Source organism: Alkalihalobacillus sp. BA299, from assembly GCF_017745675.1.
Lineage (GTDB): Bacteria > Bacillota > Bacilli > Bacillales > Bacillaceae_F > Alkalihalobacterium.
The window spans coordinates 1-25803 of record NZ_JAFLJM010000003.1; the positions used below are offsets into that span (position 1 = coordinate 1).

Consider the following 25803-nt stretch of genomic DNA (forward strand, 5'->3'; position numbering starts at 1 on the left):
GCTAAGAACCGTATTAAGCGTCGTTTTTATACAAATGTGTGTCATCAAAAACTAGCAACAGATATTACAGAATTTAAGTGTTCAGACGGTGTAAAACTGTATCTCAATCCAATTATGGATATGTTCAATGGTGAAATTCTTTCGTACGGGATAAGTATGCGCCCAACTCTAGAATTAACGCTCAAACCTTTAGATGAAGCCCTTGAAATTATAAAAGATTCAAAGTACAGAACAACTATACATTCTGATCAAGGCTGGCATTATCAACATAATAAATGGGTAACAAGGCTTAAGGAGTGCAAAGTGTTTCAAAGTATGTCGCGAAAAGGAAACTGTTTAGATAATTCACCCATGGAGAACTTTTTCGGGTTGCTAAAACAAGAAATGTATTACGGGGAAGCATTGTGCTCATTTGAGGAATTACAAAAGAAAATTGAAGAATATATCAATTATTATAATAACAAGCGTATAAAGCAAAAATTGGCAGGTATGAGTCCGGTTCAATATCGAGACCATACCAGCCAATTAGCCGCTTAATATAATACTCTAACTTTTAGGGGTCACCTCAGAAGATAAATTACTTTGGCGTTTTTTTGCCACCTATGCTACAAAAAAGAAGGCTACACCCATATCCTATTATAAGAAGCGATCATCAGCTAAATTATGTAAAAAGGCTCAAGATTACGAAAATCTCAAGCCTTTATATTATTTCGATTGGACTTTAGCTATGCAATTTTACCGATCTAAACTTACTAAGAACAGACTATTTCTCTTAGTAAACTGGTCCTCCACTCTTTTTAAAACGCGAATGCCTACTAGTTGATTGTGCCTGCCGATAACTTTTAAATATCCATAAATACTAACATCTAAAAATAGTGTATCATTTTTCTGCGTTGTTATATAAAAATCATTTGCTAACGTATATTTGCCTCCAAACGGATCTTCAAACACTTCATTTTTTGAAATAAGCTTTGTTTCGAAGTTCTCAAATCCATAATCAAATAAACGGTGCATATCACGGTACGCATGTTTAGATGATGGTGCATTTAAGGTCACTGCGATCAATTCCGTATCTTCTTGCACAACAGATGTAACTAATGTGTAACCCGACTTACGGACAAAGCCATTTTTGATACCAGTAGCTCCTTCATAATTCCAAAGCATTCGATTATGATTATAAATCGTCGTTTCCCAACCTTCACCAATCCAACGCAGCTCTTTAGTACTGACTATGTCTCGAAATGTATCATTCCTCATTGCATACTTTGAAATCTTCGCCATATCATAAGCAGTCGTATAATGCATTTCATCAAACAATCCATGTGGGTTCGTAAAGTTCGTATTTTCCACACCAATCGTTTCTTTCACAAATTTTGTCATTTTGCTCGCAAACGCTTTTTCACTTCCAGAAATATGTTCTGCGATCGCTACTCCTGCATCGTTGCCTGAACTGATTAACAGTCCTTGAATCAGTTTTTTAAGCGTAACTTCTTCACCTTCGAGCAAATAAACACGGGTGCCAATAACTTCTCGTGCATTTTGACTAACTGTAACCTTTTCAGATAAATGTCCTTCCTCAATAGCAAGAATTCCAGTAATGATTTTTGTAATACTAGCAGGATACATTTTCTGGTGACTATTTTTTTCATATAACACTTTACCCGACTTACTATCTATTAATATAGCAGCTTCACTATAAAGTTCATCCGTGAAATTCACTTCCGAAGCAAGTACTGATCCATTTCCAACTAAAACAAAGGTTATATATACAATGAAGGCATAGCTCATTTTTCTAAACATGTTTTTCGCCTCCTCTTACACTACATATTATAGTATAGTAAAAAAAGTATGATTTTTGTTTTAAATTATGATGACACTTTTATTACATTGAAAAAGGAGACTAACATAAAAGTCAGCCTCCTAAATCATTAAATTAATAAGCTCTACCCTTTAAATAATTGAACGAACATTTTACCGTATGACCCACCATCAATAATTCCAATTCCAACCTCTGAATATTGTTGATTTAAGATATTTGCTCTGTGACCATTTGAGTTCATCAAGGCTTGATGTGCTCCTTCTACCGTTTGATTTCCTGCCAAGTTTTCCCCAGCGATTCGATATGAAACTCCAAAGTTTTGTAACATATCAAAAGGCGAACCGTATGTCGGAGATTGATGTGAAAAGTAGTTATGATCGATCATATCTTGTGCTTTGATTCTAGCCACTTTCGTAAGTTCAACACTTACTTTTAATGCTGGCAAACCGACCTTAGCACGTTCTTCATTCACTAAATCGACCATCTTTTGTTCTTCAGCAGTAATTCCTGTTTGGACTTGCTCAATTTCTTGACTAGACTGTTCTGGCTGATTAGGTTGTTGTGTTGTTGGTGTTTTAATAACAGGCTGTTCTGGCTGTTCTGGCTGTTCTGCTACTTGTTGTTCTTGATCTGCTTTAGATCGCTCTTGAACTGACTCCTCTTGATTTACAGTACGCTGTTCATTTTCATAAAGCGGCTGTTTTTTCACACGTTCAATAATTACATTTGGATATTTCGCTTGAATTCTTTCTATTAATGCAAGAATGTCCCTATTAGATTGTAAATCAATTACTAGATTATTAAATTGCTCTTGGTTAATAGTATTAGAGTATACTTGAACAGCTTGGTTAGATTCTACTTTCGCTTGCTTTTCAGTATAAGCATTTACATCACTCGTATACAAACTTGTGATTAAAAGGGCCGCAAACGATGTTGCAAATAATTTTTTCATAGTAATACCTCCATTTACTTTCTGATGTACGAAGAAGTGCTTCGACCATTTCAATGTAGCATAAATGAAGGTTATGTCGATGTAATGATTTTCCAGATTTCATAAATCCATATTTTCACACATTTACATCAACCTATATTTCTAATAGAATTCACTAGACTTTCAATATTTTTCGTTCTCTTATTTTTCTTAAACTTTATAGACTATTACATAAATCGGTAATAAATTCGTAATATATAAGCTTAAACCCCTATCCTATCAAGGTTTCCCACCCTATCCTAATACAATTGGTAATCATCTCCTAAGGTATTCAACTCTATTTCTTGTTAGCCTAGTTTAAGAGCTTGCTAGACAAGAAAAGCGCAAGCGCCCGTTTATCGACGTACGGACTGGACTGAACCGCAGGAGATAAAGGAAACACGTTGAACGTTAATGAGGCGATGTTGACTTATCGTACGGAGGAGAAGGAAGTCTCGCTAGTCGGTGGGCGTTGTAGCTAGACAGGAATATAAGGAGGAAATACAATATGAAAAAACGAATTTGGTTATCTAGTTTTATCTTTACCGTTACTTTATTACTTTTTGGATTTACTTCAACAGCAGATGCAAATACAACTCATACAGTACGTTCAGGAGAAAGCTTATGGTTAATCGGAAATCAATACGGTGTTCCGGTCGCATCTATTAAAAGAGCAAACAATAAAAGTTCAAATATGATTTATATTGGTGAAAGATTGTCAATTCCAGCAGCAATAACAGCTAGTGAAAGAAACTTAATGGCACGTTTAGTTCGAGCCGAGGCTGAAAGTGAACCTTATGCTGGTAAGGTTGCCGTTGCAACTGTTATATTAAATCGTGTAGATCATAAAGAATTCCCTAATACAGTTTATGGCGTAATTAACGAAGTATCAAATGGTCATTATGCATTCTCACCTGTACAAAACGGACGAATTAACCGAGCCGCTGACTCAGAATCAATTCGTGCTGTTAATGAAGCATTAGCATTTAGAGGCCAAGGTTCTGGATCACTTTTCTTCTACAATCCAAGTATTGCTACAAATCACTGGATTGCTACGCGAGAACGTACAGTGACAATTGGTAATCATGTATTTGCAAAATAAGTCAAGTAAGAGGCTGATCAATTGTCAGCCTCCCTTTTATTATTCCTCTACTCGTGTAATGCTAATCGCTTTGGATTGACCTGGATACGATTCAGCCACTATATCAAATTCTACAAGTACTTTATCCCCAATTTGAAGATCCTCGAACAATTCTTGGTCCTCAACTTCAAACCAAATCGCTGTCCCCAATCCTTCATTAAGAATATTCTCCAAATCAAGCTCTGCCAATTGTTCTTTTGTCACATTTTCTATAACTAAAATCCGACTTCTGTCTTTTGCACTAACTAAACCTGTCACCTCTGATAGATTAAGTTCTTCATCTTGACCACAGCCAACTAATAATAAAACAAAGAGAAAAAATAATGACAGTACCCTTTTCATTGTAACCCCTCACTTTTTTCTATCTAATTACTTTATTTGACGTAAAAGTACATCAAGAAGTTTCAAATGAACGGGAAAATTATATCTTTTTAAATGACTGTTTTCGTAATCTTTGTTGCTTTTGGACCGTTTTTCAAAACCTTCACGCTATGCGTGAAGAGCCAAGCATCCGCTTGGCTTACGGTCCAAAAGCTAAAAGCAACAATCTTTGAGAAAAGAGCCTTTTAAATACACGATTTGTTTGTTTTAAATAATGCTGGGTATATAGCGATTAAGTTTATTTTTCTCATCCTTATTTTTCTATTTTTCTTTAACGCTCACCTCAATCATTCGATAAAATGAATAGAGGGGGAGAAAAGTGAATCAAATTACAAGAGTTTCTTCGCTACGTGCATATCGAATACACTCTAATTATGCCAATCGGAAAAGTGGACAACATATCAGTTAAAATCGAACCGTTAGCTCCCGTTGAAAAAGGGAAAAATAACAATAAACATCCATCGGAAAATTATTTGAGGAAGAAACTTAATATCCCAATCATTCGATATAGATCCACATTTAGGGGGGAGTTTGAAATTGCAAATTATTATTTCACACGATAATACTGATTTTGACGCATTAGCTTCAATGCTAGCTGCTAAAAAACTTTATCCTAACGCTAATATGGTCATAACGGATAAACAAAGTGCTGCCGTTAAACAATTTTTAGCGATTTATCGAGATAGCTTAGATTTAGTTCCAGACCATCTTATCGACTGGTCTAGAGTTACCGAACTTATCCTAGTTGACGTTGCCTCACTCTCAAGAATCGGTGATTGTGCAGTGAAACTAAATAAGGACGACTTACATATCACTGTATACGATCATCACCCCACTAAAGAGGGCGATGTTATGAACAATCACGGAATCATTGCAGCTGTAGGTGCGACAATTACGGTGCTTATAGAGGAAATAAGGCAACGGAGCTTATCGATTACCTCTTTTGAAGCGACTGTTTTTGGTTTAGGAATTTATACAGATACAGGCTCCTTCACTTACGCAAATACTACTGCAAGGGACCTTCAAGCAGCAAGTTTTCTCATGGAAAAGGGGATGAATTTAGAAATCATTCAACGTTTTTCTGAGCTTATTTTAAAACCTGCTATTACTGCTAGAGCTATTATGACAAGTCCTGTAAAAACTGTTCCTCCAGAAATGACAATTGAAGAAGCTGGACGGATAATGTTTCGATATGGACATACAGGGTTTCCAATAGTAAAAGATAGCAAGCTCCTTGGAATTATTTCTAGACGTGACTTAGATAAAGCAACGCATCACGGTTTAGGACATGCACCCGTTAAAGCATATATGAGTTCAAATGTCATCTCAATTGAGCCTAATACATCATTAGAAGAAATACAAACGATTATGATTAAACATAATATCGGACGCTTACCCGTTGTGGATCAAGGCAAGCTCATCGGTATTTTATCAAGGACGAATGTGATTGAAATATTACATAATCAGACGCTAAAAGAAGACATACAACAATCTGCCTTAAAAGACTTACACAACAACTTACGGGCAAAGATGAAAAATCAACTACCTAAAGATGTCTTTCAATTATTAAAAGAAATTGGAGCTACCGCAACTAATCATTGTATGCCTGTTTATTTGATTGGTGGCATCGTCCGTGATATTATTTTAGGTCGTGTGAATGATGATATCGATATTGTCGTTGAAGGTGATGGTATCGCATTTTCAAAAAAGCTTATAAGCGATTATGGTGGTGAAGTCATCACTCACGAAGACTTTGGAACAGCAACTTGGACACATCCTACAGGACTAAAAATCGATATTACATCTTCAAGACTAGAGTATTATGATCATCCTGCAGCTTTACCTAACGTAGAGGTTTCAACATTAAAAGAAGATTTGTACCGTCGTGACTTTACGATCAATGCGATGGCCATTTGTTTAGATTGCAGGAAGTTTGGTAAACTCGTTGACCCATTCGATGGTAAAACCCATCTTGAAGAAAAAACGATCAAAATCCTGCACAATTTAAGCTTCATCGAAGATCCAACCCGAATTTTACGAGCTGTTCGCTTCGAGACTCGTTTCCAATTTTCAATGGATAAACAAACGGAAGAGCTGGCTCTCATTTCAATTGATAAAATGAACGACTTATCAGTCACTCGGGTTAATCATGAACTGGAAAAGCTTTTTACCGAAGCTCATCCTTCAATAGCTATGAAAAGACTTTTTGAGCTTCAGTTTTGGAAACAATTTGGCATTAATAGCTGTCATTCAGAACAAAGCTTTACTCACGCGAAGCAGCTTGAAAAGTTTTATAAAATGGAACGACCTTATCCATTACAAGCCAAAAATCCAAGTTGGTTTACTTATTTTCTTATCCCGTTTTACTATGAAAATCACCTTGATAAAGCTAAGCGGTTCGCTTTAACTAAAAAAGATGGAAAGCTTCTCAAAGAAGTTTTTGAACTAAAGGATCATAAATGGCACTTAATAAAAGATATTGGTGAATTGCATCGATTATTAAAGCCATATTCTATCGAAGCTCTCCTTTTTTACATTGTAATTAAAGAGCTAAGTGATCAAAAATTCCTAATAAAATATATTCAAATGCGTAATCAACTTCCGATTTATTTAACAGGTGAAGATTTAAAGAATCATGGACTAAAACCTGGGCCCGTATTTTCAAATGTATTATTAGACCTTGAAATAGAAACTTTAAAGAAGCGAATAACTAGTAAAAAACAAGCTTTGGAATGGCTACAGCAACAAATTGAATGATTGTATGTCCACTATCAATAGAAATGCTTGGATGAAGTAGTATACATCCAAGCGTTTTTATATGCTATATGATTGTAAATTCTTTGCTAGTTATGTTGTGGCTGTAACGGTTATTAAAATAGTTATTACCTTTTTTCTCTACAGTATCAGAACTACATATTCGGTACGGTTATTAGCCTTTATTCAGATTACAATAAATATCCCATCTTCTTTGCTGCAAACGTTAGTTCTTCTCTAAATTTAGGATGTGCAATATCAATAAGATTTTTCGTGCGTTCACGTATCATTTTTCCTCTTAATTTTGCTACGCCATATTCCGTAACGACAAAATCAACGTCGTTTTTGGATGTCGTTACGACCGCTCCATTCGGTAAAGTTGGAACAATCTTTGAAATTTCTCCATTTTTGGCTGTAGAGTGTAAACAAATTACTCCTCTTCCCTCTTTTGCCATCCGCGCGCCCATGCCAAAATCTCCTTGTCCACCTGTTGAAGAGTAATATCTTCCGCCAATGGTTTCTGAATTACATTGGCCAAGAAAATCAACCTCAACTGTTGCATTGATTGTTACCATTCGGTCAATACTGGCAATATGACGTACGTCATTTGTTTCGTTAACTGGCAACATAAATACGTCTTTATTTTCATGCATGAAATTATAAAGGCGCTTCGTACCATATGCAAATGTCGCTGTCATTTTACCTGGTGCAAGTGGGTTATTTTGATTAGTTACCGCACCACTTTCAAATAAGTCAACGACTTGATCTGGTATCATTTCTGTATAAATCGTTAAATCTCGATAGTCTTTTAAATCATTCATTATTGCATTTGGGATTGCACCAAAACCAATTTGTAAAGTATCACCGTTTCTGATTAATTCCGCGATCGAATTACCAATAATTTTGTCTTCTTCACGAAGAGGAAGCGTCGGTGTTTCTGGTAATGGCTGATGATTTTCAAAAATAGCATCTACTTGACTAATGTGAATTTGATTTTTACCAAACGTTCTTGGCATGTATTTATTAACTTCTACAAGGATAATTACATTCTTATGAAGTAAAAAGGGAATGTAATCACAGTTAGTTCCAAGGGAAAAATAACCATTTTCATCCATAGGTGAAGTAGTAACCATTATCACACGGTTTGTCGTCATTTCATTTAAAATATACGGCAAGTCCGAAAAGTGGTTAGGTAATAAATCGACTTCATGTTCGTAAAACGCTCTACGTTCATCTTTGTTTAAAAACATAGAAACAATTTTTACTTTTTCTTTTCCAAGCTGTAAAACCGGTCGAAGCGAAAGCATCTGGAACAATCGGTTTCCTTTTAAGTGGTCCACTTTTGGTAATGCATCTAATAACCCAGGTGGTTCTCCAACAGCTATAGGTACGATAATATCTGTTTGTGGCTTAATCATACCAACAGCATCTATGCTTGAAGTTGTACGTCTTTGTTCATACATTTTTGTTATATTCATAGTTCCTCCAACCGCTCACTTAAAAATTTTTTAATACGTAATCAAATTCTACAAATACTAAATTTAATACAACCTATTTACTTTACTCAACAACAAACAAGCCGTCAATTTAAATAAAAGTAATTTTTATTATTTAGTTTTTACCCAATTGTTATTATTAATTAACTTTTTTATTGAGTTTGTTGAAAGGATGGATCTTTATACTATGAGTTCAAGAGTAAATCAAAAATGGCGTTACAAATTAAATAAGTGGCGTAGACGAGCTGCGATCTTCCTTTCACTTTCACTCCTAATAATTATAGGTTTTGTTGTATATGGGAAAATTGAATACGAAACTGCTCGAAAAAATTCCATTGAAACACTCGAAGAATCAGCACCTGAAGGTATTAAATATGAAAATGAATATGAACAAATACCTTTTCAAGCAGAAGAACAAAAGAAAAATGAGCCTCTTCATATCCTTTTAATTGGAGTCGATAAAGCCGTAGATGATAAATCAAGAACAGACACTATAATGATTGTACAATACAACACTAATCATGGAACAGCGAAGCTTGTTTCTATTATGAGGGACAGTTATGTAGCCATACCCGATCATCAAGACAATAAAATTAATGCCTCATTTTTTATCGGTGGACCAGAGCTTTTACGGAAAACGATCAAGAAGAATTTTGATATCGACATTCATTATTATGCGATGGTTAATTTTGACGGATTCGAACGTGTTGTCGATACGATCGCACCGAATGGGATTGAAATAAACGTTGAACACCGAATGTATAAGTCTTCAATGAAAATGCACTTTGAACCTGGTAAGCAAATTGTAAAAGGAAAAGATGTATTAAAGTATGTTCGTTTTCGTGATGACCATGAAAATGATTTTGGTCGTGTTCGTCGCCAACAAGAAGTAATCTCGCTATTAAAAGATGAAATGCTTACGCTTCGCGGCGTGTCAAAAGTACCTCAGCTCATTGGCGCTGTCGAACCATACATTGATACAAATATGAAGACAAGGAAAATTCTTAGTCTCGGAAAAGACTTTTTTCTGAACCCAGTTGAAGACATTGAAACATTAACAATTCCGATTGAACATAGCTTCATAGATCAACGTTACCCGCATGCAGGTCTAGTATTAGAAATGGATATTAAAAAAAACAAACAAGCGTTACACCATTTTTTTGAGTTCAATAATAAAAATGAGGAAGACTTATAAGAGTCCCCCTCATTAAAATGGTGCCTGGCACCGATGTTAGTTTTTACTTATTCTGTGTACTTTTTTAATACAATACAAGCATTATGTCCACCAAAGCCTAACGAGTTACTAATTGCTGCTCTAACTTCTTGTTTTCTCGATTTGTTTGGAACATAATCGAGATCACAGTCTGGATCCGGTGTTTCATAATTAATCGTTGGAGGAATGATCCCTTCTTCGATCGTTTTAGCCGTGAGTATGGCTTCTACTGCACCAGCTGCACCTAATAAGTGCCCAGTCATCGATTTCGTTGAACTAATGGCTAACTTTTTCGCATGATCACCAAATACCGTTTTTACAGCTATTGTTTCAAACTTATCATTATATGGAGTACTTGTACCGTGAGCATTCATATAATCAAAGTCCTCTGGTTGAAGTCCTGCGTCCGCAATAGCTTGAAGCATTGCGCGTACACCACCTTCACCTTCAGGGGCTGGTGCTGTAACATGATAAGCATCACCCGTTGCACCATAACCTACAATTTCTGCATAGATTTTTGCTCCACGAGCTGTAGCTGATTCAAGTGATTCAAGAATAAGGATACCTGCACCTTCACCCATAACAAAACCATCACGGTTCAAATCAAATGGCCTTGATGCAGTTTTAGGATCTTCATTCGTAGAAATCGCTTTAGCTGCACAAAATCCTGCAACAGCCATATCCGTAATCGGTGCTTCTGCTCCACCAGTAATCATATAATCTGCATCTCCACGTTGGATGACTTTAAATGCATCTCCAATCGAGTTTGTACCAGATGCACATGCTGTAACCGTACAAGAATTAATTCCTTTAGCACCTGTTACAATTGACACTTGCCCTGAAGCCATATCTGGAATCATCATCGGTACGAAGAAAGGACTAACTCGACGGTAGCCTTTTTCTTCAAATGTACGAAATTGCTGTTCATACGTTTCCATCCCGCCAATTCCTGATCCAATCCAAACACCAATTCGTGGTGCAATTTCATCCGTAATTTTTAATTCTGCATCTTCAAGCGCCATTAATGATGCTGCAACAGCAAATTGAGTAAAACGATCCATTTTACGCGCTTCTTTTTTATCCATAAATTGAGTCGGGTCAAATTCACTTACTTCTGCTGCAACTTTCATAGGGAATTTTGATGCATCAACACGTGTTAAAGGGCCAACACCCGACACACCTGAAATCGCATTATTCCACATTGTAGCCACGTCACTACCGATCGGTGACACTGTTCCTAAACCTGTAATAACGACACGTCTTTTCATATCGATCTCTCTCTCCTTTAATAACTTCTTTAATTACACAAATACGTTTGAGAAAGGTTAGCGACCCCACCGGATAGCGACTGCTCCCCAGACGAGACCAGCACCAAAACCAACGAGAACTACCAAATTACCATCTTTAATTTTACCCGCTTTCAACTCTTCAACTAACGCAATTGGAATTGAAGAAGAAGATGTATTCCCATATTTATTTGCAGTTACTGACATTTTTTCAATAGGTAGTTCTAATCTTTCTCGGGACGCTTCCATAATGCGAATATTCGCTTGGTGCGGAACTAAAAAGTCAACGTCTTCTTTTGTTAATCCTGCTTTTTCGAGCACTTTTAATGAAGATTCACCCATTTGACGAACTGCAAACTTAAATACTTCACGGCCATTCATATGAAGAAATTCCTTCTGGTGAATATGCATTGCTCCGCTTCCGTCGGCACCTAGCTCAAAGGATAAAATACCTTTATCTTCTGAAACCGGCCCTAATACTGCAGCTCCTGCACCATCTCCGAATAGAACGGCTGTATTACGATCAGACATATCAGTAACTTTTGATAACTTTTCTACACCTACAACGAGAATATTCGTATACGATTCATTAGTAATAAATTGTTGTGCGGTTACTAACCCATAAATAAATCCAGCACAAGCCGCACTAATATCCATTGCCGCAGCGTTTTTAGCACCTAATTGCTCTTGGATCATTGCTGAAACAGAGGGAAATGGCATATCAGGTGTTACCGTCGCTACTAATATTAAATCAATATCTTCAGGAGCAACTCCTGAATTTTCAATAGCTTCTTTCGCAGCTGCAAATGCCATATGAGAAGTATCAATTCCTTCAGAAGCAAATCGTCTTTCTTCAATTCCAGTCCTTGTTCTAATCCACTCATCCGTTGTATCAAGTACTTTTTCAAAATCAGCATTTGTTACGACACGATCGCCTACAAAACTTCCCATACCAAGTATTCCAGCATTAACTTTCTTTCCCATTTAACTTCCCCCTTAACAATACTTCATATCCATATACTTACCATCAATTATTATGACCTAGTACTAATTTTAGCGTAATTTTTCTGTATTGTCTATAATCCTGCAATTTCGGTCTCCTAATAAAAGGGCTCTTTTACTAAACACTAATTATTATGTACTAGCATATCTATTACTATAAGAGGTAGTTTGGAAATAACCTTTGATGCAAGGAGGATTCACGTATGGAACAGGAAAAAAAATCATCTGAAAATCAAGGAGACTTCTTTGATCAATTAATGTTTGGACCCCGTAGGCAGACGAGTGAATTTACACAAGAAGAACAATTAACTAACCAATCAGTAGATAATAATAATACAGTAAACAACCAACAAAATTCAAATCAAGAAACAAGTCAACTCGAGCATATTATTCAAATTGCACAAGTTGTAGGACCTTACCTTTCAAAACTCTCTCCTATGCTATCTAACCTACAATCACTTTTTTCTAATAAAAAGTAGAAGCTAGGTTTAAAGTCTTATGTTAGTGATCCGCTAACTTTTCTGCATTAAAAGCGAAAAATAAATAAAAAAGCTGTTTTCGTAAACTTTGTTGCTATTGGACCGTTTTTTGAACATAAATCAGCCCTAATGGACAAATTCATTTGTCTATCTGGCTGATTTATGTTCAAAGGCTTCACACCAAAGCGTGAAGAATCAAGCTTTCGCTTGGTTAACGGTTCAATAGCTAAAAGCAACAATCTTTTAGAAAGGGCCTAAATAAAAGAGGCAGACTCAAAAGTGTCATTGCCCCTCAGTTACACACGAATTTACGTGGACTGTGGTCATTGGCACTTTTTATGAGCCAGCCTCTTTATATCATTTACCAAGGGCCTCCGCCATAAGGGGTAGGTCCATATTCAGGACCGTAATTTGGACCATATTGTGGGCCATAACTTGGGCCGAACTGTGGACCATAGCTCGGGCCATATTGTGGACCGTAACTTGGACCATATTGTGGACCGTAACTTGGACCATATTGTGGGCCGCAATATGGCCAACAATATGGTCGACCAAAACCACCAAATAAGAAAGGACTTACTGCTAATCCAGCTAAAAAAGGGAGGACAGGGAAATAGCGGTGATGGTGATGGCCATGACCTGAACCATCACGGTACATCATCGGATAGTAGTTCATTAGGCAAAACTCCTTCTATCATGTTTTCACTACTTATCCTATGTACTCGCCCTTTTCATTGAGCATGTCCATTTTATGCAAATTTTTATTTGGTATTCTCTTCTTTACCTAATTCGTACGCTTCGTTCATAACCTTTACAAGCATGTTAACCATCGGTTGTAAATCGTCCATATTCAATTCAATCCCCTTTTCATCAAGGATCGCTTTTCCTTCTGGCATATACTTCATCGCAATTTGAATAAATCTCATTTGTAACTCTGGATTTACATTCATTTTATTCACCTCACTATTATTCTTCTTTCGGTAATTTACCGGTATTTATATAGTTTTCAATCGCACGTTGGATCTTAGTTTGAAATTCTTCAGGCACGATTGAACTAAATTCACCTAATGTTATCACTCCATCTTCAAAGTCATAGTATAGATTTCCAGACTCTAATTCCCCACGGTTAAACCGATCAGCTACAACTTGATATAGGTTATCTACATGTTGAACTGTACTTGTTAATACAGTCGATTCTCCTAAATCCGACTGATCACCTACAAAACCAATCGCAAAATGTCCATTCTTTTTAACTTCTTCAATAACCGGTATGTGAAATCCATCTCCAGCAGGATAATAAACATCAATTCCATCTTCATTCATCTTCTCTAAATAATGTAATGCAGTATCAACATCTCCCCAATCTTTGACGTAATTAATTTTTACATCAATCATCGGATTTTGGAACTCTGCTCCTTTAACAAAGCCTTCAACTTCAGGTTGCCATGCATGAGCTGCAATGATCCCAACTTTGTTTGACTCGGTCATCTTTGCAGCAACCATTCCTGCAAAAAAACCCATAGCATGACTGTTAAAATGCAAGCTAGTTACATTATCTCCACTGACTTCTCCATTAAAACTAACAAAATGAATGTGAGGATATTCAGCACTAATTTCATTAAAATAATCTGAAAAAATACGACCATGACCAAAAATTAAATTAACATCTTTTTCATCGTATTCGTTAACTGTAGCTCTTACCTTTGATATCGTATTAATTTCTTCATTGAAATAAACGTCTACATCTAAATCAGAATGAATTTTAAGAATTCCTTGATACCCTTTAAAGTTCCAACCTTTATCATCAATCGTATCTTCTAGTAATAAACCAACCTTTTTTAAGTTTGATGGTGTATGATTGTTTGAACATCCAACTATAATCAAAATAATAATTAATAATAAAATAAGATGTAATTTTCTCATAAAGTAGTCACCTTCAGTCAATAGCATTTTATCTTTTACAAGATAGCTTTGCTGACTTGTTGTAATCCTTTCTAAGCCTTTCTCTTACGATATAAGTACTCTAAAAAAAATCCAAGTGCAATAGCGATTATAACAACCATTCCATCATTCATATCTGTCAGAAGGTCGAGTATTAGAAAACTAGTAATTGTAGTTATTGAAAAAATGATAAGTCCAAAAATAACAGGTTTTGTATTCAATTATTTCCTCCATTACTTTATTCTAAATCTAATTTTACATAATATTTTACTAGAAGGGAAGCAATGGAAGTTACCAAAATTACTTGAACTAATTTAATTTCTTTTGTTTTATTGCTTTTTTTAAACTTTCTTCCTGTTTTTTTATCCCTTCTTCTAAGACTGTACTTTCTATAAAGCCTAGTTTTGTGGTCACCTTTTCATTTGAAATATACACTTCTTCTCGATGGTTTCTCCAATCTGGAGCTTTACTTCCTGTAATTAATTCTTTACCTTTAAACCATTGCCTCTTCTTTCCAGATGATAAATTATATATTTCATTCACATACTTTGTTTGGCCTGCTAATAGTAGACCTTGAACTACATCTTTTATATATAATATATCATAGGTTGATCGATCAACAATTTCCGGGAAGGGCTTATTCAGTAGTTTTGCCGTTAATAACTGATGATAGGCCATATCTTCTCGTTGTAAAGGCCCATATACAGTAGGAAGTCTAACGATAACAACGTCTAAATTACTTTTTTTACTCTGCTGAAGAAGAAGTGATTCTCCAGCCATTTTTGTTAATCCATAAGGGTTTATTGGATTTGAGGGCGTGCGCTCAGTAATTACCCCTGTTCTCTCCCCATATACTTGAACTGTTGATGTATAAACAATTCTTCCTTTACCTGTGATGGCCTGAATAAGATGCTTCGTTGCTTTTACATTATGATGAATCGTTTCCCGTAAACGTTTCCATTGATTATCCGTTTGTGTAGATGCAGCTAAATGAAAAACAACTGTATCTTCCGTTAAGATAGAAGTAAAATCAACACTTTCAATTGGTTGTTGAATATAGTGAAATAACGAGTTCCTTCCAATATATAGAAGTCGATCTTCCGCTTGACTTTTCTGTGCTGCATTAATCATTGAATCTATACCATATACTTCTATACCTTCGTCCAGAAGTTTCGAACAAAGATGGAATCCAATGAAACCTAATGCACCTGTTACGACCACTCGCTTCATATTATTCCTCCATTGTTAACAAATCCCCTCTGATTGCGATAGTCAGAGAGGATTTGTTAAGTTTTTTTCGTATTGATGAAAAAATGAAAATATCGGCTTACTAAAATATGAAATCGATTTTCCAGGTAAATATAACGTTAGTTTGATAGGACTATTTTGCTTTGAACGATATTTTTCATAGCGTTTACTATGCTCTTCAAATCTATATCTACGATAACTTGTTTCATGATAGATGTGTAATGGAATTTGGTTATGATGTTGCCAATCATTATTTTTGATGACTACTTTTTCTTCAACTTCTGCTTTCTTAATATCATAAGCTTGGGATAATTCAGAGAGAAGTCGCTTATAGAACAAACGGTCATTTTGCTCGGCCTTATAATGTCGGTAAAGGCTGAGGCATGGATTGATCAAAATCGCTGAACGAATATTTTCTCGCATCCTTTCAAACAATTTCAATGCTAATAATGCACCCATTCCTTCAGCAACGATATGAATATGATGATTTAATATTTCTCGTTTCATGATGAAATAATAAAGGCTTTCTGCCAATTGACATGCTTTATCACTTCCCCAATGTCTTCCAAAGAAATTGGAGGTAAAAATCGTATAGCCTTCTTTCCGAAGAGTGTTTATAAATTTAAAACGTTCTGGGTGTTGAAGCCACAACGACGTTTTTTCATTTACAAAGTGATTGATATCACCGATTAATAGAATAGCAAAGCCATTCGGTTTTTCTGGTAAATGGACAACACTCCACTGTTCATGGATACAAAAAAACCGTTCACATACGCCCATTTTTCCCTCATCCTCATAATTATATTTCTCGAACTTCTCTATTTAATTTATGCAAAGATTCGAGAAATGCAATAACTGAACGTTAGATTGGTTATGAGGCTAATCTGCTTCACTATTTAATTCTTGCAAAAGCCACTCGATTCTGTCTTTACCAGCGTCGGTTAAATTACTCTCTGATTGCTCTAGTAAAGCCTCTAATTCAGCTTTTAAATACTCCATAAGAACCTCCAAAATATGTTCCTATTTCTTATTATTCATATGTATAACAATAAAAAAAATGCTGTTTTTGTAAATTTTCTTGGTTTTTTCGACTTAGTTAATAAACAGGTGACTTACAAATGCTCCACCGTCATAAAAGAAATGAGTTTGTTTTATTTTTCTCATTATTTTAAGCTTCTAATGAGGTTTCATAGCACTTAGTTTTAAGTCACGCTTTTTTTAGTTATGGCTTCCGTTTGGGCATCCATTTTCGATTTTGGTTGGATGTTTGTGGGAATGTATCGCCCGCTTCTAACTTAATTGATTTTGGATTTTGTACCATACTTCCTGTTTCACCGATCTCAACGTATATTCCATTATTCGGTACTTTTTGGCCCGGCACAAATTGATGGTTTTGTCCCATAAATTTTCACTCCTTTTACAATGTACATTCATTAATATACCCACTTAGAGCTTATTTTACGTATAAGGATGAAAATACCTTTAGCCATACGCCTTCCAAAACGACGAAGAGCGTAATGGCTTATTATATCCATTACGCTCTTTTATCTGTCAGGCTATTTAGTTTCAAATAAACAGTGATTACTTGATTAATGATGCAAGTACAGCTTTTTGGACATGTAATCGATTTTCGGCCTCATCAAAGACGACTGAGTGTGCGCTATCTATAATTTCTGCTGTTACTTCTTCTCCACGATGCGCTGGAAGACAATGTAAGAAAAGATAATCTTCTTTCGCATTGCTCACTAACTCACTGTTTACTTGAAATGGTGCAAAAGCAGCTTCACGATCTTTTTGCTCGGACTCATACCCCATACTTGCCCAAACATCTGTATAAATAATGTCAGCATCCTTTACCGCTTCTAATGGATCATTTGTAACCGTAACTGTTGAACCTGTTGATACAGCCACTTCTTTTGCTTTCTGAATGATCTCTTGCTTCATTTCATACCCTTTAGGTGATGCAACTGCAATATCCATTCCAACCTTAGCAGCACCAATTACAAGTGAGTGTGCTACATTATTTCCATCACCAACATAAACGACTTTAATATCTTTAAATGTTCCTTTATGCTCATAAATCGTTAATAGATCTGCTAAAGCTTGGCATGGATGGTAGTAATCAGTTAAAGCATTAATCACTGGTACTGTCGAATATTTTGCTAACTCTTCTACTTTTTCATGACTATTTGTACGAATCATAATTGCATCAACATAACGAGATAAAGCCTGAGCTGTATCAGAAATTGGTTCTCCTCTTCCGATTTGAAGATCACGTGGGCTTAAAAACAAAGCATGCCCCCCAAGTTGTGTCATTCCCACCTCAAAGGATACACGCGTTCTTGTCGACGCATTTTCAAAAATCATTCCGAGAGATTTTCCTTGTAGAATATTCGAAATTTTACCTTCTTTTTGTGCCTTCTTCATATTTCCTGCTAACTCTAATAAGTAGAAGATTTCATCAGAACTAAAATCAAGTAATGTTAAAAAATCTTTACCTTTTAATTTATTAGCATCGACTTTCGTTTCAAATTGAAGCATTTCATCACAACCTTATACACTTGATTTTGTTCGGTGCATCCATTCTTGAATGGAAATAACCTCGTCTGCATTTCCTTTTAAGCTATTTAGCATCATAGCCAATGTCGTCGTTTCTGTAATAACAGTAATGCGATACTTTAATGCTTTCTGCCTTAGTTCCTTTCCAGTTTTATACCCTTTTTTAGGAATACTTATATAGGCCACTGCATCTTCCTTTTCAATCCACTCATCAAAAGGGATTACGGTACTAGTTGAAAGGAGTTGCTTCTCTTCAGCAATTGTAAATCCTAAGTCACAAATCTGTTTAGCCAGTGGCTGAAATTCAGGTAGTTCTTCCTCAGCAATATCAACAAAAATGGTTCCTCTTTGACGATACAATGGCGGAATTTGTCCTTCACTCCAAGCGAAGGCTTTCTTCATCGCATCTTCAACGGTATTGCCAATGCTTATTAATTCACCTGTTGACTTCATTTCAGCTTCTAAAATTGGATCTAAACCTGAAAGCTTGCTATAAGAAAAAATGGGTGCTTTCACTGTAAAATAATTTGTCTCAGGAAGAATTCCTGGTAATAATCCGAGACTACGTAAAGTCTGACCTAATAAAAGCTGTACTGTCGTTTCTATCATGTTCAAGCCAGTTACTTTACTTAAGATTGGAACTGTTCTTGATGCCCTTGGATTAATTTCAATAACATACAGTTGATTATTATAGAAGACAAACTGGATATTAAAAATACCTTTGAAATCCATTCCTTTGGCTATTTTTTTTGTATAATCGTAAACAGTTTGTTTTACGTGATCTGATAATGAAAACGGTGGTGTCACAGCCATGCTATCTCCCGAATGAACACCGGCTTTCTCAATATGCTCAAATATCCCTGGAATTAAAATTTCTTCACCATCAGTAAGAGCATCTACTTCGATTTCAACACCAGGATAGTACGCATCTATTAAAATCGGGAAAACGATCGCTTCGTCCTTCTTATTAATATGATCAATCATTTCATCACGACTTGTTATAATGACCATTCCTTGGCCACCGATGACATAAGATGGTCGAAGTAACACAGGATAACCAATTTTACCTGCTTGTTCTACTAAGCCAACCTCATCATAAACAGTTACTCCTGGTATGTGCGGAACGTCGACATGTTTCATAAACTCATAAAATCTACCGCGATCTTCGAGTTGATCAATCGTATCCATTGTTGTCCCGTATAGACGAATTCCAGCTTCCTCTAACCCTTGGACGAGTGAGATGGCTGTTTGCCCACCTAACTGTACGATAACACCTTCCACTTGCTCGAGTTCAACCACATTTAGGACATCCTCTACAGTTAATGGCTCAAAATATAAACGATCTGCCATTTCATAATCGGTACTGACGGTTTCAGGGTTATTATTCATGATAATCGCTTCATAACCAAGCTTTTTTAAACTAATTGCTCCGTGTACTGAACAATAGTCAAATTCAATTCCTTGACCGATTCGAATTGGACCTGAGCCAACGATTAATATTTTCTTCTTATTACTCGTTACATCAACATCATGTTCCCCTTGCCAGCTTGAGTAATAATACGCTGTGTTTGCCGTAAATTCTGCTGCGCACGTATCAACCATTTTATACGAAGGAGTAATATTAAACTGGTTTCTCTTCGTTCGTACATCATGTAAAGTGACATTCCAAGCTCGACTTATCCATTGGTCGGTAAAACCAAAGCGTTTATACTTAAAGAGTTCCTCTTTACGAACCTTATCAAAAGAAGAATTGATGATTTCTTGTTCTAAATCGATTAGCTGTTTGAAGCTAAATAAGAAAAATAAATTAATCTTTGTTTCCTCATGTAAATTCTCAACCGTAATTCCACGACGTATCAATTCTAAGATTGCAAAAAAACGTCGATCATCCGCTTTTTTCACAACATTCCATAGCTCAGCATCTGCCCATTTTTTTAGCGCTGGCAATAGTAATCCATCCTCTTTGATTTCTAACGACCGAACAGCTTTTTGAATCGCACTTTCTAAATTTCTTTCGATAGCCATAACTTCACCAGTTGCCTTCATTTGTGTTCCAAGCTTACGGTCTGCTTGAACAAACTTATCAAATGGCCAACGTGGGAATTTTACGACGACATAGTCAAGGGCAGGTTCAAAGCTTGCATACGTGTGTCCAGTAACTGGATTAAGTAGCTCATGCAGATGATAACCTATACTTAACTTCGCCGCCATACGAGCAATCGGATAACCAGTTGCTTTTGATGCAAGTGCGGAAGATCTACTTACACGCGGGTTTACTTCAATTAAATAATACTGTTTACTTTCAGGGTCTAATGCAAATTGAATATTACATCCGCCAACAATTCCTAATGCTCGAATAATTTTTACTGAAGCTGATCTAAGCATTTGGTATTCGACATCCGTCAACGTCTGTGACGGAGCAACAACAATTGAATCTCCTGTATGGATACCTACAGGATCTATATTTTCCATATTACAAACTGTAATACACGTATCGTTTGCATCACGCATCACTTCATATTCTATTTCTTTAAATCCTGCGATACTACGTTCGATTAAACATTGTGTAATTGGACTCGCTGCAAGCCCACCTTTCACAATATAACGAAGTTCACTTTCATCGGTAGCAATTCCACCACCAGCTCCCCCTAACGTATAAGCAGGGCGAATAATTATCGGATAGCCTACTGAATTTGCAAACTTCACGGCTGCTTCTTCAGTTGAAACGATCTGACTCTCTGGAACAGGCTCATTCAGCTCATTCATTAAGTCACGAAACTCTTCTCGGTCTTCGCCTTTCATTATCGATTGAATCGGTGTACCTAATAATTGAACGTTATACTTTTCTAAGATGGACGCTTTATGCAAAGCTAACGCTAAATTTAGTCCTGTTTGGCCCCCTAATGTTGCTAAAAGGCCGTCAGGTTGTTCTTTTTGAATGATCTTCTCAATACTTTCCACTGTAAGCGGTTCGAAATAAACTACGTCTGCACACGCTTCGTCAGTCATGACAGTTGCTGGATTGTTATTTACGAGTATGACGCGGATTCCTTCTTCTTTTAGTGCAAGACATGCTTGTGTACCAGCATAATCAAATTCTGCAGCTTGCCCAATGACAATTGGGCCTGAGCCAATCACAAGCACTGACGATATCGACGTAATTTTAGGCATAAGCTTTCTCTCTCCTCTTGCTGCTCATTTCTTTTATGAAAACTGAAAATATCTCTTCACTATCTGATGGGCCAGGATGTGCTTCAGGGTGAAACTGAACAGAAGCAACTGGAAATTGAGTATGAATAAGTCCTTCAACGGATCCATCATTTATATTTTTATAGCGAGCCACTAGTCCAGAGTTTTGCAATGAATCTTCTTTGACTACATAACTGTGATTCTGTGAAGTCATATAGACTCTCTTTGAAAGTAAATCCTGAACAGGTTGATTAGCACCACGATGACCGAAGCGAAGCTTTTCCGTATCTGCTCCAAAAGCGAGTGCTAACAGCTGGTGACCTAAACAAATACCAAATGTTGGATAATTAACGGCTAACTTTTTAATATCGTTTAACTGACCTACAAGCTGTTTTGGATTACCTGGTCCATTGGATAAAAGAATGCCATCCGGCTGTAAACCTTTTACGACTTCAAACGGTGTGTCATATGGTACGATTGTTACTTTACAATCAAATTTCAATAAGGCATCGACAATTGACTTTTTATATCCAAAGTCGATAAGGACCACATGCGAATCACCTTCGCCATAAGTCAATATTTCTTGTGCTGAAACTTCTTCCACAAGGTTTAACTGTTCTATCGGTGTATATTGTTCAAAATTCACACGACTTAAATCAGTCGTTAAAATCGCTCCCATATCCCCTAGTTCACGAATTCGCTTAACAACCGCACGGGTATCAATTCCGGTTAACATCGGAATATTAGAGCTTTGGCAATTTTCCTGAAAAGATTGTTTCGATTCATAATGAAAGCCACTTGGGTTACATTCACTCATGATGACACCTGAAACTTGCGGCTGTTGACTTTCATTATCGATATCATTTACTCCATAGTTGCCAATAAGAGGATACGTAAATACAACGATTTGACCTTTAAAAGAAGGATCCGTAATTACCTCTTGATATCCTGTCATTCCTGTAAAAAAAACGACTTCACCGTATACATCAGCTTCAGGTCCGACCCATTCCCCTTCAAATGTTTCTCCTGTGGAGAGCACTAAATAACCTTTCATATTTTCTCCTCCTCACCACACACAATGTCCGTATATTTATTTTTAATGTAGTATTTTTATTCAATTTATCTTAAAAAAAATTGTTGATATTCTATATTATCTCGGCTAAATATGTAGCCGCTTGCTCGAGCTGTTCATTTGTTACAACTAAGGGAGGCAATAATCGAATGACATTTGGGCCTGCACTTAACGCTAAAAAGCCTTTTTCTCTCATTTGTGCTAATAATGGGGCGACCTCACCTGTACATTCAATCCCAATCATTAACCCTTTTCCTTTTATTTCTTTAACAAAGCTAGATGTTAATTTTTCATTTAATAACTTCAACAAATAGTTTCCTTTTTGCTCTACTTGTTGAAGAAAATCTGGCTGAAAGACTTGTGACATAACAGCACTCGCTGCAGCTGTTGCTAACGGGTTTCCACCGTAGGTTGATCCGTGACTTCCTGGTCCAAATGCTTCTTTTAATTTTTCTTTTCCGATTACCGCACCGATTGGAAATCCATTTCCTAACCCTTTCGCTGAAACGATAATATCTGGGGAAATATTGTAGTGCTCATATGCGAACGCTTTTCCTGTTCGCCCTATACCGGTTTGCACCTCATCAACGATTAATAATATTCCTTGATCTGTACACAATTGCTGAAGTTCTTCCATAAACTTTGGATCTGCAGGATGAACCCCACCTTCACCTTGGATGACTTCAATCATGACCGCAGCAACTTGATCATCTACTAAATTTTTAACTGAGTCGATGTCATTAAAAACCGCATATTCAAAATGGGGAAGTAATGGACCATAGCCTTCGTGAATTTTATCCTGACCTGTCGCAGACATCGAACCGAACGTTCTACCATGGAAAGACTGCTTAAAAGAGACAATTTTCCATTTCCCTGTATATTTTCTTGCTAGCTTTATAGCAGCTTCATTTCCTTCTGCACCACTATTACAGAAAAAAACATAATCGCCACATGAATTTTCAGTTAACATCGATGCTGCTTGTTCTTGCGTAGGTATATGAAATAAATTAGATACGTGCCACACTTGATCTAATTGTTCTTTTACTCGTTGGTGAACAACTGGATGATTGTGGCCAAGGTTGCATACCCCAATTCCTGATGTAAAATCTAAATATTGTTTTTCATTTATGTCAATTAATGTTGCTCCTTGTGCTTTTTGGACTGTTATGTCCCATCTCGCATATGTTGGAAAAATTGAACTCATGTTAAGGCCACCTTTTCTTTTATAACTTTCGTCCCAACAATTGAACCGTGTTTCGTTAATGTAGTTCCTTTTCCATTAACAATCATGACCGCTTCAATCTTCCCTTGTAGACTTTTAATTGCTGCTTTTACTTTCGGGATCATTCCACCATAAATCGTTCCACTTTCAATTAGTTCCTCAACTTCTTCTGTCGTTACTTGTTCTAGTAACGTTCCGTTTTTTAAAATACCTGGAACATCGGTTACGAATAAGAGCTGCTTTGCATTTAAAGCATCTGCAATCACTCCAGCGGCTGTATCTGCATTAATGTTATAACGTTCTCCATCCTCACCTATACCAATAGGAGCAATGACAGGAACCAAATCACTGTCAATTAACTGTTCGAGCATGATTTTATTAACCGAAACGGGTTCACCAACAAACCCTAAGTTTTCTTTATCGATAGGAATAGCCGTCATCAACTTCCCGTCACAGCCTGATAAACCGATACTATTGAGCCCTGCTCCTTGTAATTTAATAACTAAATTTTTATTTACTTTTCCGCACAAAACCATTTCGGCCGTTTCTAGGACGTCTTTCGTTGTTTTTCTTAATCCATTTATGAATTCACTTTCTATTTTCATAACCGTTAACAATTTATTAATTTCTGGGCCCCCGCCATGAACAATAACTGGTGATTTCCCTGCATCTTTTAAAGATTTTATGCTTAGAAAAAACTCATCTGAAAGCTCCCCGATTGTACTACCACCACATTTAACAACGACAATCTCTTTCATAGTTCTCCCCTCATTCGTTATCGTTTACGTACGATAACCTGCATTTATTCTGACGTAATCATACGTTAAATCACAACCCCACGCTTTTCCAAATCCATCACCGACATGTAAATCTACATAAATCATAATGTTTTCTTTGTTTAAATAGGCCGTTGCTTCTTCTTCAGAAAACGGAACGGGTTGACTCATTTTTAATGTTTCAATTGGTCCGAGCGCAATGTCAATTGATTCTGGATCAATATCGGCACCACTATAACCGATTGCACAAATTATACGTCCCCAGTTTGCATCAGTTCCAAACACCGCCGATTTCACTAAATCTGAACCAACAATTTGCTTAGCAACCTTTCCAGCTTCCTCATCATTTTTTGCACCTTTAACTTGAACTTCAATTAGCTTCGTTGCACCTTCACCGTCTCTAGCAATTTTTTTAGATAGTCCTTCGCATGTTTTTTCTAAAGCTGTCAGGAAATCTGACCAATTTGGGTGCTCTTCAGTTAAAAGATTGTTATTTGCTAAACCACTAGCCATGACAACAACCATATCATTCGTCGACGTATCTCCATCTACTGTAATTCGGTTAAACGTTTTATCGGTTACATAAGATAAGGCTTTTTGTAAATCCTTTGGTTCAATATTAGCGTCTGTCGTAACAAAACCGAGCATTGTTGCCATATTCGGATGAATCATCCCCGAGCCTTTTGCCACTCCACCGATTGTAATTTCTTTACCGTCAATAGTCGTCTTAAAGCACGCATGCTTTTTCACCGTATCTGTCGTTAATATCGCTTCATTAAATCGATTGGCTCCTTCAAACGAAGCTTCAGGCTCTAACTCTGTAATGCCTTTTCTAATTTTATCCATTTGTAATAATTCACCAATAACTCCTGTCGATGTTACGGCTACTTGATGAACTGGTAATGAGAATTTTTTTGCTCCAAGCTCACGCATTTCGTATGCGTCTTCTAAGCCTTGTTTCCCCGTACAAGCATTAGCATTTCCACTATTAACGATGATGGCACGCAGCTTACCTTCCGTTGCAATACTTTCCTTCGTTACTTTTAATGGTGCTGCTTGAACTTTATTTAATGTATATACACCAGCGCTACTTGCAGGTACTTCACAAACGATAGCTCCTAAATCTAATCGTCTCTTTTTTACGGCTGTGTAAACGCCAGTAGCGGAAAAGCCCTTAGGTGTGATAATACTTCCACCTTCAACCGAAGTTACTGCTTCTACTTTTTTACTAATTGTATTCATCTTGTACTTTCCA

Annotated in this window: 24 protein-coding genes; 5 read left to right on the forward strand and 19 right to left on the reverse strand. The window is 36.5% G+C overall.

The annotated features are described in order from the left end of the window. On the forward strand, positions 1 to 537 hold a 537-nt coding region (locus J0N78_RS04435; RefSeq protein ID WP_209121824.1), incomplete at its 5' end, for an IS3 family transposase. Between the two features lie 198 nt (positions 538 to 735). Here the strand turns inward: J0N78_RS04435 and J0N78_RS04440 are convergent. Continuing rightward, positions 736 to 1800 (reverse strand): D-alanyl-D-alanine carboxypeptidase family protein, encoded by a 1065-nt coding sequence (locus J0N78_RS04440; protein ID WP_247747134.1) that lies wholly within the window; start codon positions 1798 to 1800, stop codon positions 736 to 738. A 143-nt stretch (positions 1801 to 1943) separates the two neighbouring features. Beyond that, positions 1944 to 2771, reverse strand: a complete 828-nt coding sequence (locus tag J0N78_RS04445; protein ID WP_209121825.1) for a CAP domain-containing protein — start codon at positions 2769 to 2771, stop codon at positions 1944 to 1946. A 526-nt stretch (positions 2772 to 3297) separates the two neighbouring features. Between J0N78_RS04445 and J0N78_RS04450 the strand changes: the two genes are divergently transcribed. Continuing rightward, the gene (locus tag J0N78_RS04450; protein WP_209121826.1) at positions 3298 to 3891 is read left to right on the forward strand and encodes a cell wall hydrolase; all 594 of its coding nucleotides are present in this window, start codon (positions 3298 to 3300) and stop codon (positions 3889 to 3891) included. Positions 3892 to 3930: 39 nt separating this feature from the next. On the opposite strand, the gene J0N78_RS04455 is transcribed toward J0N78_RS04450, so the two are convergent. Then, a complete protein-coding gene (locus J0N78_RS04455) occupies positions 3931 to 4272 on the reverse strand; it encodes a DUF3221 domain-containing protein (RefSeq protein ID WP_209121827.1) in 342 nt (113 codons plus the stop codon). A gap of 576 nt (positions 4273 to 4848) precedes the next feature. Here J0N78_RS04455 and J0N78_RS04460 point away from each other — a divergent pair. Further along, positions 4849 to 7068 carry a CBS domain-containing protein gene (locus J0N78_RS04460; protein ID WP_209121828.1) on the forward strand — a complete coding sequence of 740 codons (2220 nt, stop codon included), beginning with the start codon at positions 4849 to 4851 and terminating at the stop codon, positions 7066 to 7068. Positions 7069 to 7256: 188 nt separating this feature from the next. On the opposite strand, the gene J0N78_RS04465 is transcribed toward J0N78_RS04460, so the two are convergent. After that, positions 7257 to 8543, reverse strand: coding sequence for an acetyl-CoA hydrolase/transferase family protein (locus J0N78_RS04465; protein WP_209121829.1), 1287 nt, complete (start codon positions 8541 to 8543; stop codon positions 7257 to 7259). Between the two features lie 205 nt (positions 8544 to 8748). On the opposite strand from J0N78_RS04465, the gene J0N78_RS04470 reads away from it, so the two are divergent. Then, entirely contained in the window at positions 8749 to 9756 is a 1008-nt protein-coding gene (locus J0N78_RS04470; RefSeq protein WP_209121830.1) for an LCP family protein, read from the forward strand. 47 nt (positions 9757 to 9803) lie between these two features. On the opposite strand, the gene fabF is transcribed toward J0N78_RS04470, so the two are convergent. Beyond that, entirely contained in the window at positions 9804 to 11042 is a 1239-nt protein-coding gene (fabF, locus tag J0N78_RS04475; RefSeq protein WP_209121831.1) for a beta-ketoacyl-ACP synthase II, read from the reverse strand. A gap of 57 nt (positions 11043 to 11099) precedes the next feature. Next, positions 11100 to 12044, reverse strand: coding sequence for a beta-ketoacyl-ACP synthase III (locus J0N78_RS04480; RefSeq protein WP_209121832.1), 945 nt, complete (start codon positions 12042 to 12044; stop codon positions 11100 to 11102). 221 nt (positions 12045 to 12265) lie between these two features. Between J0N78_RS04480 and J0N78_RS04485 the strand changes: the two genes are divergently transcribed. Continuing rightward, the gene (locus tag J0N78_RS04485) at positions 12266 to 12541 is read left to right on the forward strand and encodes a hypothetical protein (protein ID WP_209121833.1); all 276 of its coding nucleotides are present in this window, start codon (positions 12266 to 12268) and stop codon (positions 12539 to 12541) included. 361 nt (positions 12542 to 12902) lie between these two features. On the opposite strand, the gene J0N78_RS04490 is transcribed toward J0N78_RS04485, so the two are convergent. The 13 genes from J0N78_RS04490 to argJ form a co-directional block, all read right to left on the reverse strand. After that, entirely contained in the window at positions 12903 to 13217 is a 315-nt protein-coding gene (locus tag J0N78_RS04490; RefSeq protein ID WP_247747168.1) for a penicillin-binding protein, read from the reverse strand. An 85-nt stretch (positions 13218 to 13302) separates the two neighbouring features. Beyond that, positions 13303 to 13491, reverse strand: a complete 189-nt coding sequence (locus tag J0N78_RS04495; RefSeq protein WP_209121834.1) for a ComZ family protein — start codon at positions 13489 to 13491, stop codon at positions 13303 to 13305. 16 nt (positions 13492 to 13507) lie between these two features. Further along, positions 13508 to 14464, reverse strand: a complete 957-nt coding sequence (locus J0N78_RS04500; protein ID WP_209121835.1) for a BMP family ABC transporter substrate-binding protein — start codon at positions 14462 to 14464, stop codon at positions 13508 to 13510. Between the two features lie 71 nt (positions 14465 to 14535). Beyond that, the gene (locus J0N78_RS04505) at positions 14536 to 14703 is read right to left on the reverse strand and encodes a hypothetical protein (RefSeq protein WP_209121836.1); all 168 of its coding nucleotides are present in this window, start codon (positions 14701 to 14703) and stop codon (positions 14536 to 14538) included. 88 nt (positions 14704 to 14791) lie between these two features. Continuing rightward, complete coding sequence (locus tag J0N78_RS04510) at positions 14792 to 15712, reverse strand: NAD-dependent epimerase/dehydratase family protein (RefSeq protein ID WP_209121837.1); 921 nt, start codon at positions 15710 to 15712, stop codon at positions 14792 to 14794. A 42-nt stretch (positions 15713 to 15754) separates the two neighbouring features. Then, the gene (locus J0N78_RS04515) at positions 15755 to 16510 is read right to left on the reverse strand and encodes an alpha/beta fold hydrolase (RefSeq protein ID WP_209121838.1); all 756 of its coding nucleotides are present in this window, start codon (positions 16508 to 16510) and stop codon (positions 15755 to 15757) included. Between the two features lie 442 nt (positions 16511 to 16952). Further along, a complete protein-coding gene (locus tag J0N78_RS04520; protein ID WP_209121839.1) occupies positions 16953 to 17132 on the reverse strand; it encodes a YjzC family protein in 180 nt (59 codons plus the stop codon). A 179-nt stretch (positions 17133 to 17311) separates the two neighbouring features. Then, positions 17312 to 18271, reverse strand: a complete 960-nt coding sequence (gene argF / locus J0N78_RS04525) for an ornithine carbamoyltransferase (protein WP_209121840.1) — start codon at positions 18269 to 18271, stop codon at positions 17312 to 17314. Positions 18272 to 18283: 12 nt separating this feature from the next. Beyond that, positions 18284 to 21460, reverse strand: a complete 3177-nt coding sequence (locus tag J0N78_RS04530) for a carbamoyl-phosphate synthase (glutamine-hydrolyzing) large subunit (protein ID WP_209121841.1) — start codon at positions 21458 to 21460, stop codon at positions 18284 to 18286. Beyond that, positions 21453 to 22532: a carbamoyl phosphate synthase small subunit gene (locus tag J0N78_RS04535; RefSeq protein ID WP_209121842.1), complete on the reverse strand. Its 1080-nt coding sequence runs from the start codon at positions 22530 to 22532 to the stop codon at positions 21453 to 21455. Before J0N78_RS04535 ends, J0N78_RS04530 begins: the two co-directional genes overlap by 8 nt. A 91-nt stretch (positions 22533 to 22623) precedes the next feature. Further along, on the reverse strand, positions 22624 to 23754 hold the full coding sequence (locus J0N78_RS04540; RefSeq protein ID WP_209121843.1) for an acetylornithine transaminase: 1131 nt from the start codon (positions 23752 to 23754) through the stop codon (positions 22624 to 22626). Beyond that, positions 23751 to 24530 (reverse strand): acetylglutamate kinase, encoded by a 780-nt coding sequence (argB, locus tag J0N78_RS04545; RefSeq protein ID WP_209121844.1) that lies wholly within the window; start codon positions 24528 to 24530, stop codon positions 23751 to 23753. The genes J0N78_RS04540 and argB overlap by 4 nt, the downstream gene beginning before the upstream one ends. A 24-nt stretch (positions 24531 to 24554) precedes the next feature. Continuing rightward, entirely contained in the window at positions 24555 to 25790 is a 1236-nt protein-coding gene (gene argJ, locus J0N78_RS04550) for a bifunctional ornithine acetyltransferase/N-acetylglutamate synthase (RefSeq protein ID WP_209121845.1), read from the reverse strand. Positions 25791 to 25803 lie beyond the last annotated feature (13 nt).

Coding starts and splice junctions, on each gene's coding strand:
- J0N78_RS04495 (WP_209121834.1), bottom strand. CDS start 13,491: ATGAATGTAAATCCAGAGTTACAAATGAGATTTATTCAAATTGCGATG.
- fabF (WP_209121831.1), bottom strand. CDS start 11,042: ATGAAAAGACGTGTCGTTATTACAGGTTTAGGAACAGTGTCACCGATC.
- J0N78_RS04440 (WP_247747134.1), bottom strand. CDS start 1,800: ATGTTTAGAAAAATGAGCTATGCCTTCATTGTATATATAACCTTTGTT.
- J0N78_RS04470 (WP_209121830.1), top strand. CDS start 8,749: ATGAGTTCAAGAGTAAATCAAAAATGGCGTTACAAATTAAATAAGTGG.
- argF (WP_209121840.1), bottom strand. CDS start 18,271: ATGCTTCAATTTGAAACGAAAGTCGATGCTAATAAATTAAAAGGTAAA.
- J0N78_RS04490 (WP_247747168.1), bottom strand. CDS start 13,217: ATGAACTACTATCCGATGATGTACCGTGATGGTTCAGGTCATGGCCAT.
- J0N78_RS04480 (WP_209121832.1), bottom strand. CDS start 12,044: ATGGGAAAGAAAGTTAATGCTGGAATACTTGGTATGGGAAGTTTTGTA.
- J0N78_RS04465 (WP_209121829.1), bottom strand. CDS start 8,543: ATGAATATAACAAAAATGTATGAACAAAGACGTACAACTTCAAGCATA.
- J0N78_RS04510 (WP_209121837.1), bottom strand. CDS start 15,712: ATGAAGCGAGTGGTCGTAACAGGTGCATTAGGTTTCATTGGATTCCAT.
- J0N78_RS04520 (WP_209121839.1), bottom strand. CDS start 17,132: ATGGGACAAAACCATCAATTTGTGCCGGGCCAAAAAGTACCGAATAAT.
- J0N78_RS04540 (WP_209121843.1), bottom strand. CDS start 23,754: ATGAGTTCAATTTTTCCAACATATGCGAGATGGGACATAACAGTCCAA.
- J0N78_RS04485 (WP_209121833.1), top strand. CDS start 12,266: ATGGAACAGGAAAAAAAATCATCTGAAAATCAAGGAGACTTCTTTGAT.
- argB (WP_209121844.1), bottom strand. CDS start 24,530: ATGAAAGAGATTGTCGTTGTTAAATGTGGTGGTAGTACAATCGGGGAG.
- J0N78_RS04515 (WP_209121838.1), bottom strand. CDS start 16,510: ATGGGCGTATGTGAACGGTTTTTTTGTATCCATGAACAGTGGAGTGTT.
- J0N78_RS04530 (WP_209121841.1), bottom strand. CDS start 21,460: ATGCCTAAAATTACGTCGATATCGTCAGTGCTTGTGATTGGCTCAGGC.
- J0N78_RS04535 (WP_209121842.1), bottom strand. CDS start 22,532: ATGAAAGGTTATTTAGTGCTCTCCACAGGAGAAACATTTGAAGGGGAA.
- J0N78_RS04500 (WP_209121835.1), bottom strand. CDS start 14,464: ATGAGAAAATTACATCTTATTTTATTATTAATTATTATTTTGATTATA.
- argJ (WP_209121845.1), bottom strand. CDS start 25,790: ATGAATACAATTAGTAAAAAAGTAGAAGCAGTAACTTCGGTTGAAGGT.
- J0N78_RS04450 (WP_209121826.1), top strand. CDS start 3,298: ATGAAAAAACGAATTTGGTTATCTAGTTTTATCTTTACCGTTACTTTA.
- J0N78_RS04455 (WP_209121827.1), bottom strand. CDS start 4,272: ATGAAAAGGGTACTGTCATTATTTTTTCTCTTTGTTTTATTATTAGTT.
- J0N78_RS04445 (WP_209121825.1), bottom strand. CDS start 2,771: ATGAAAAAATTATTTGCAACATCGTTTGCGGCCCTTTTAATCACAAGT.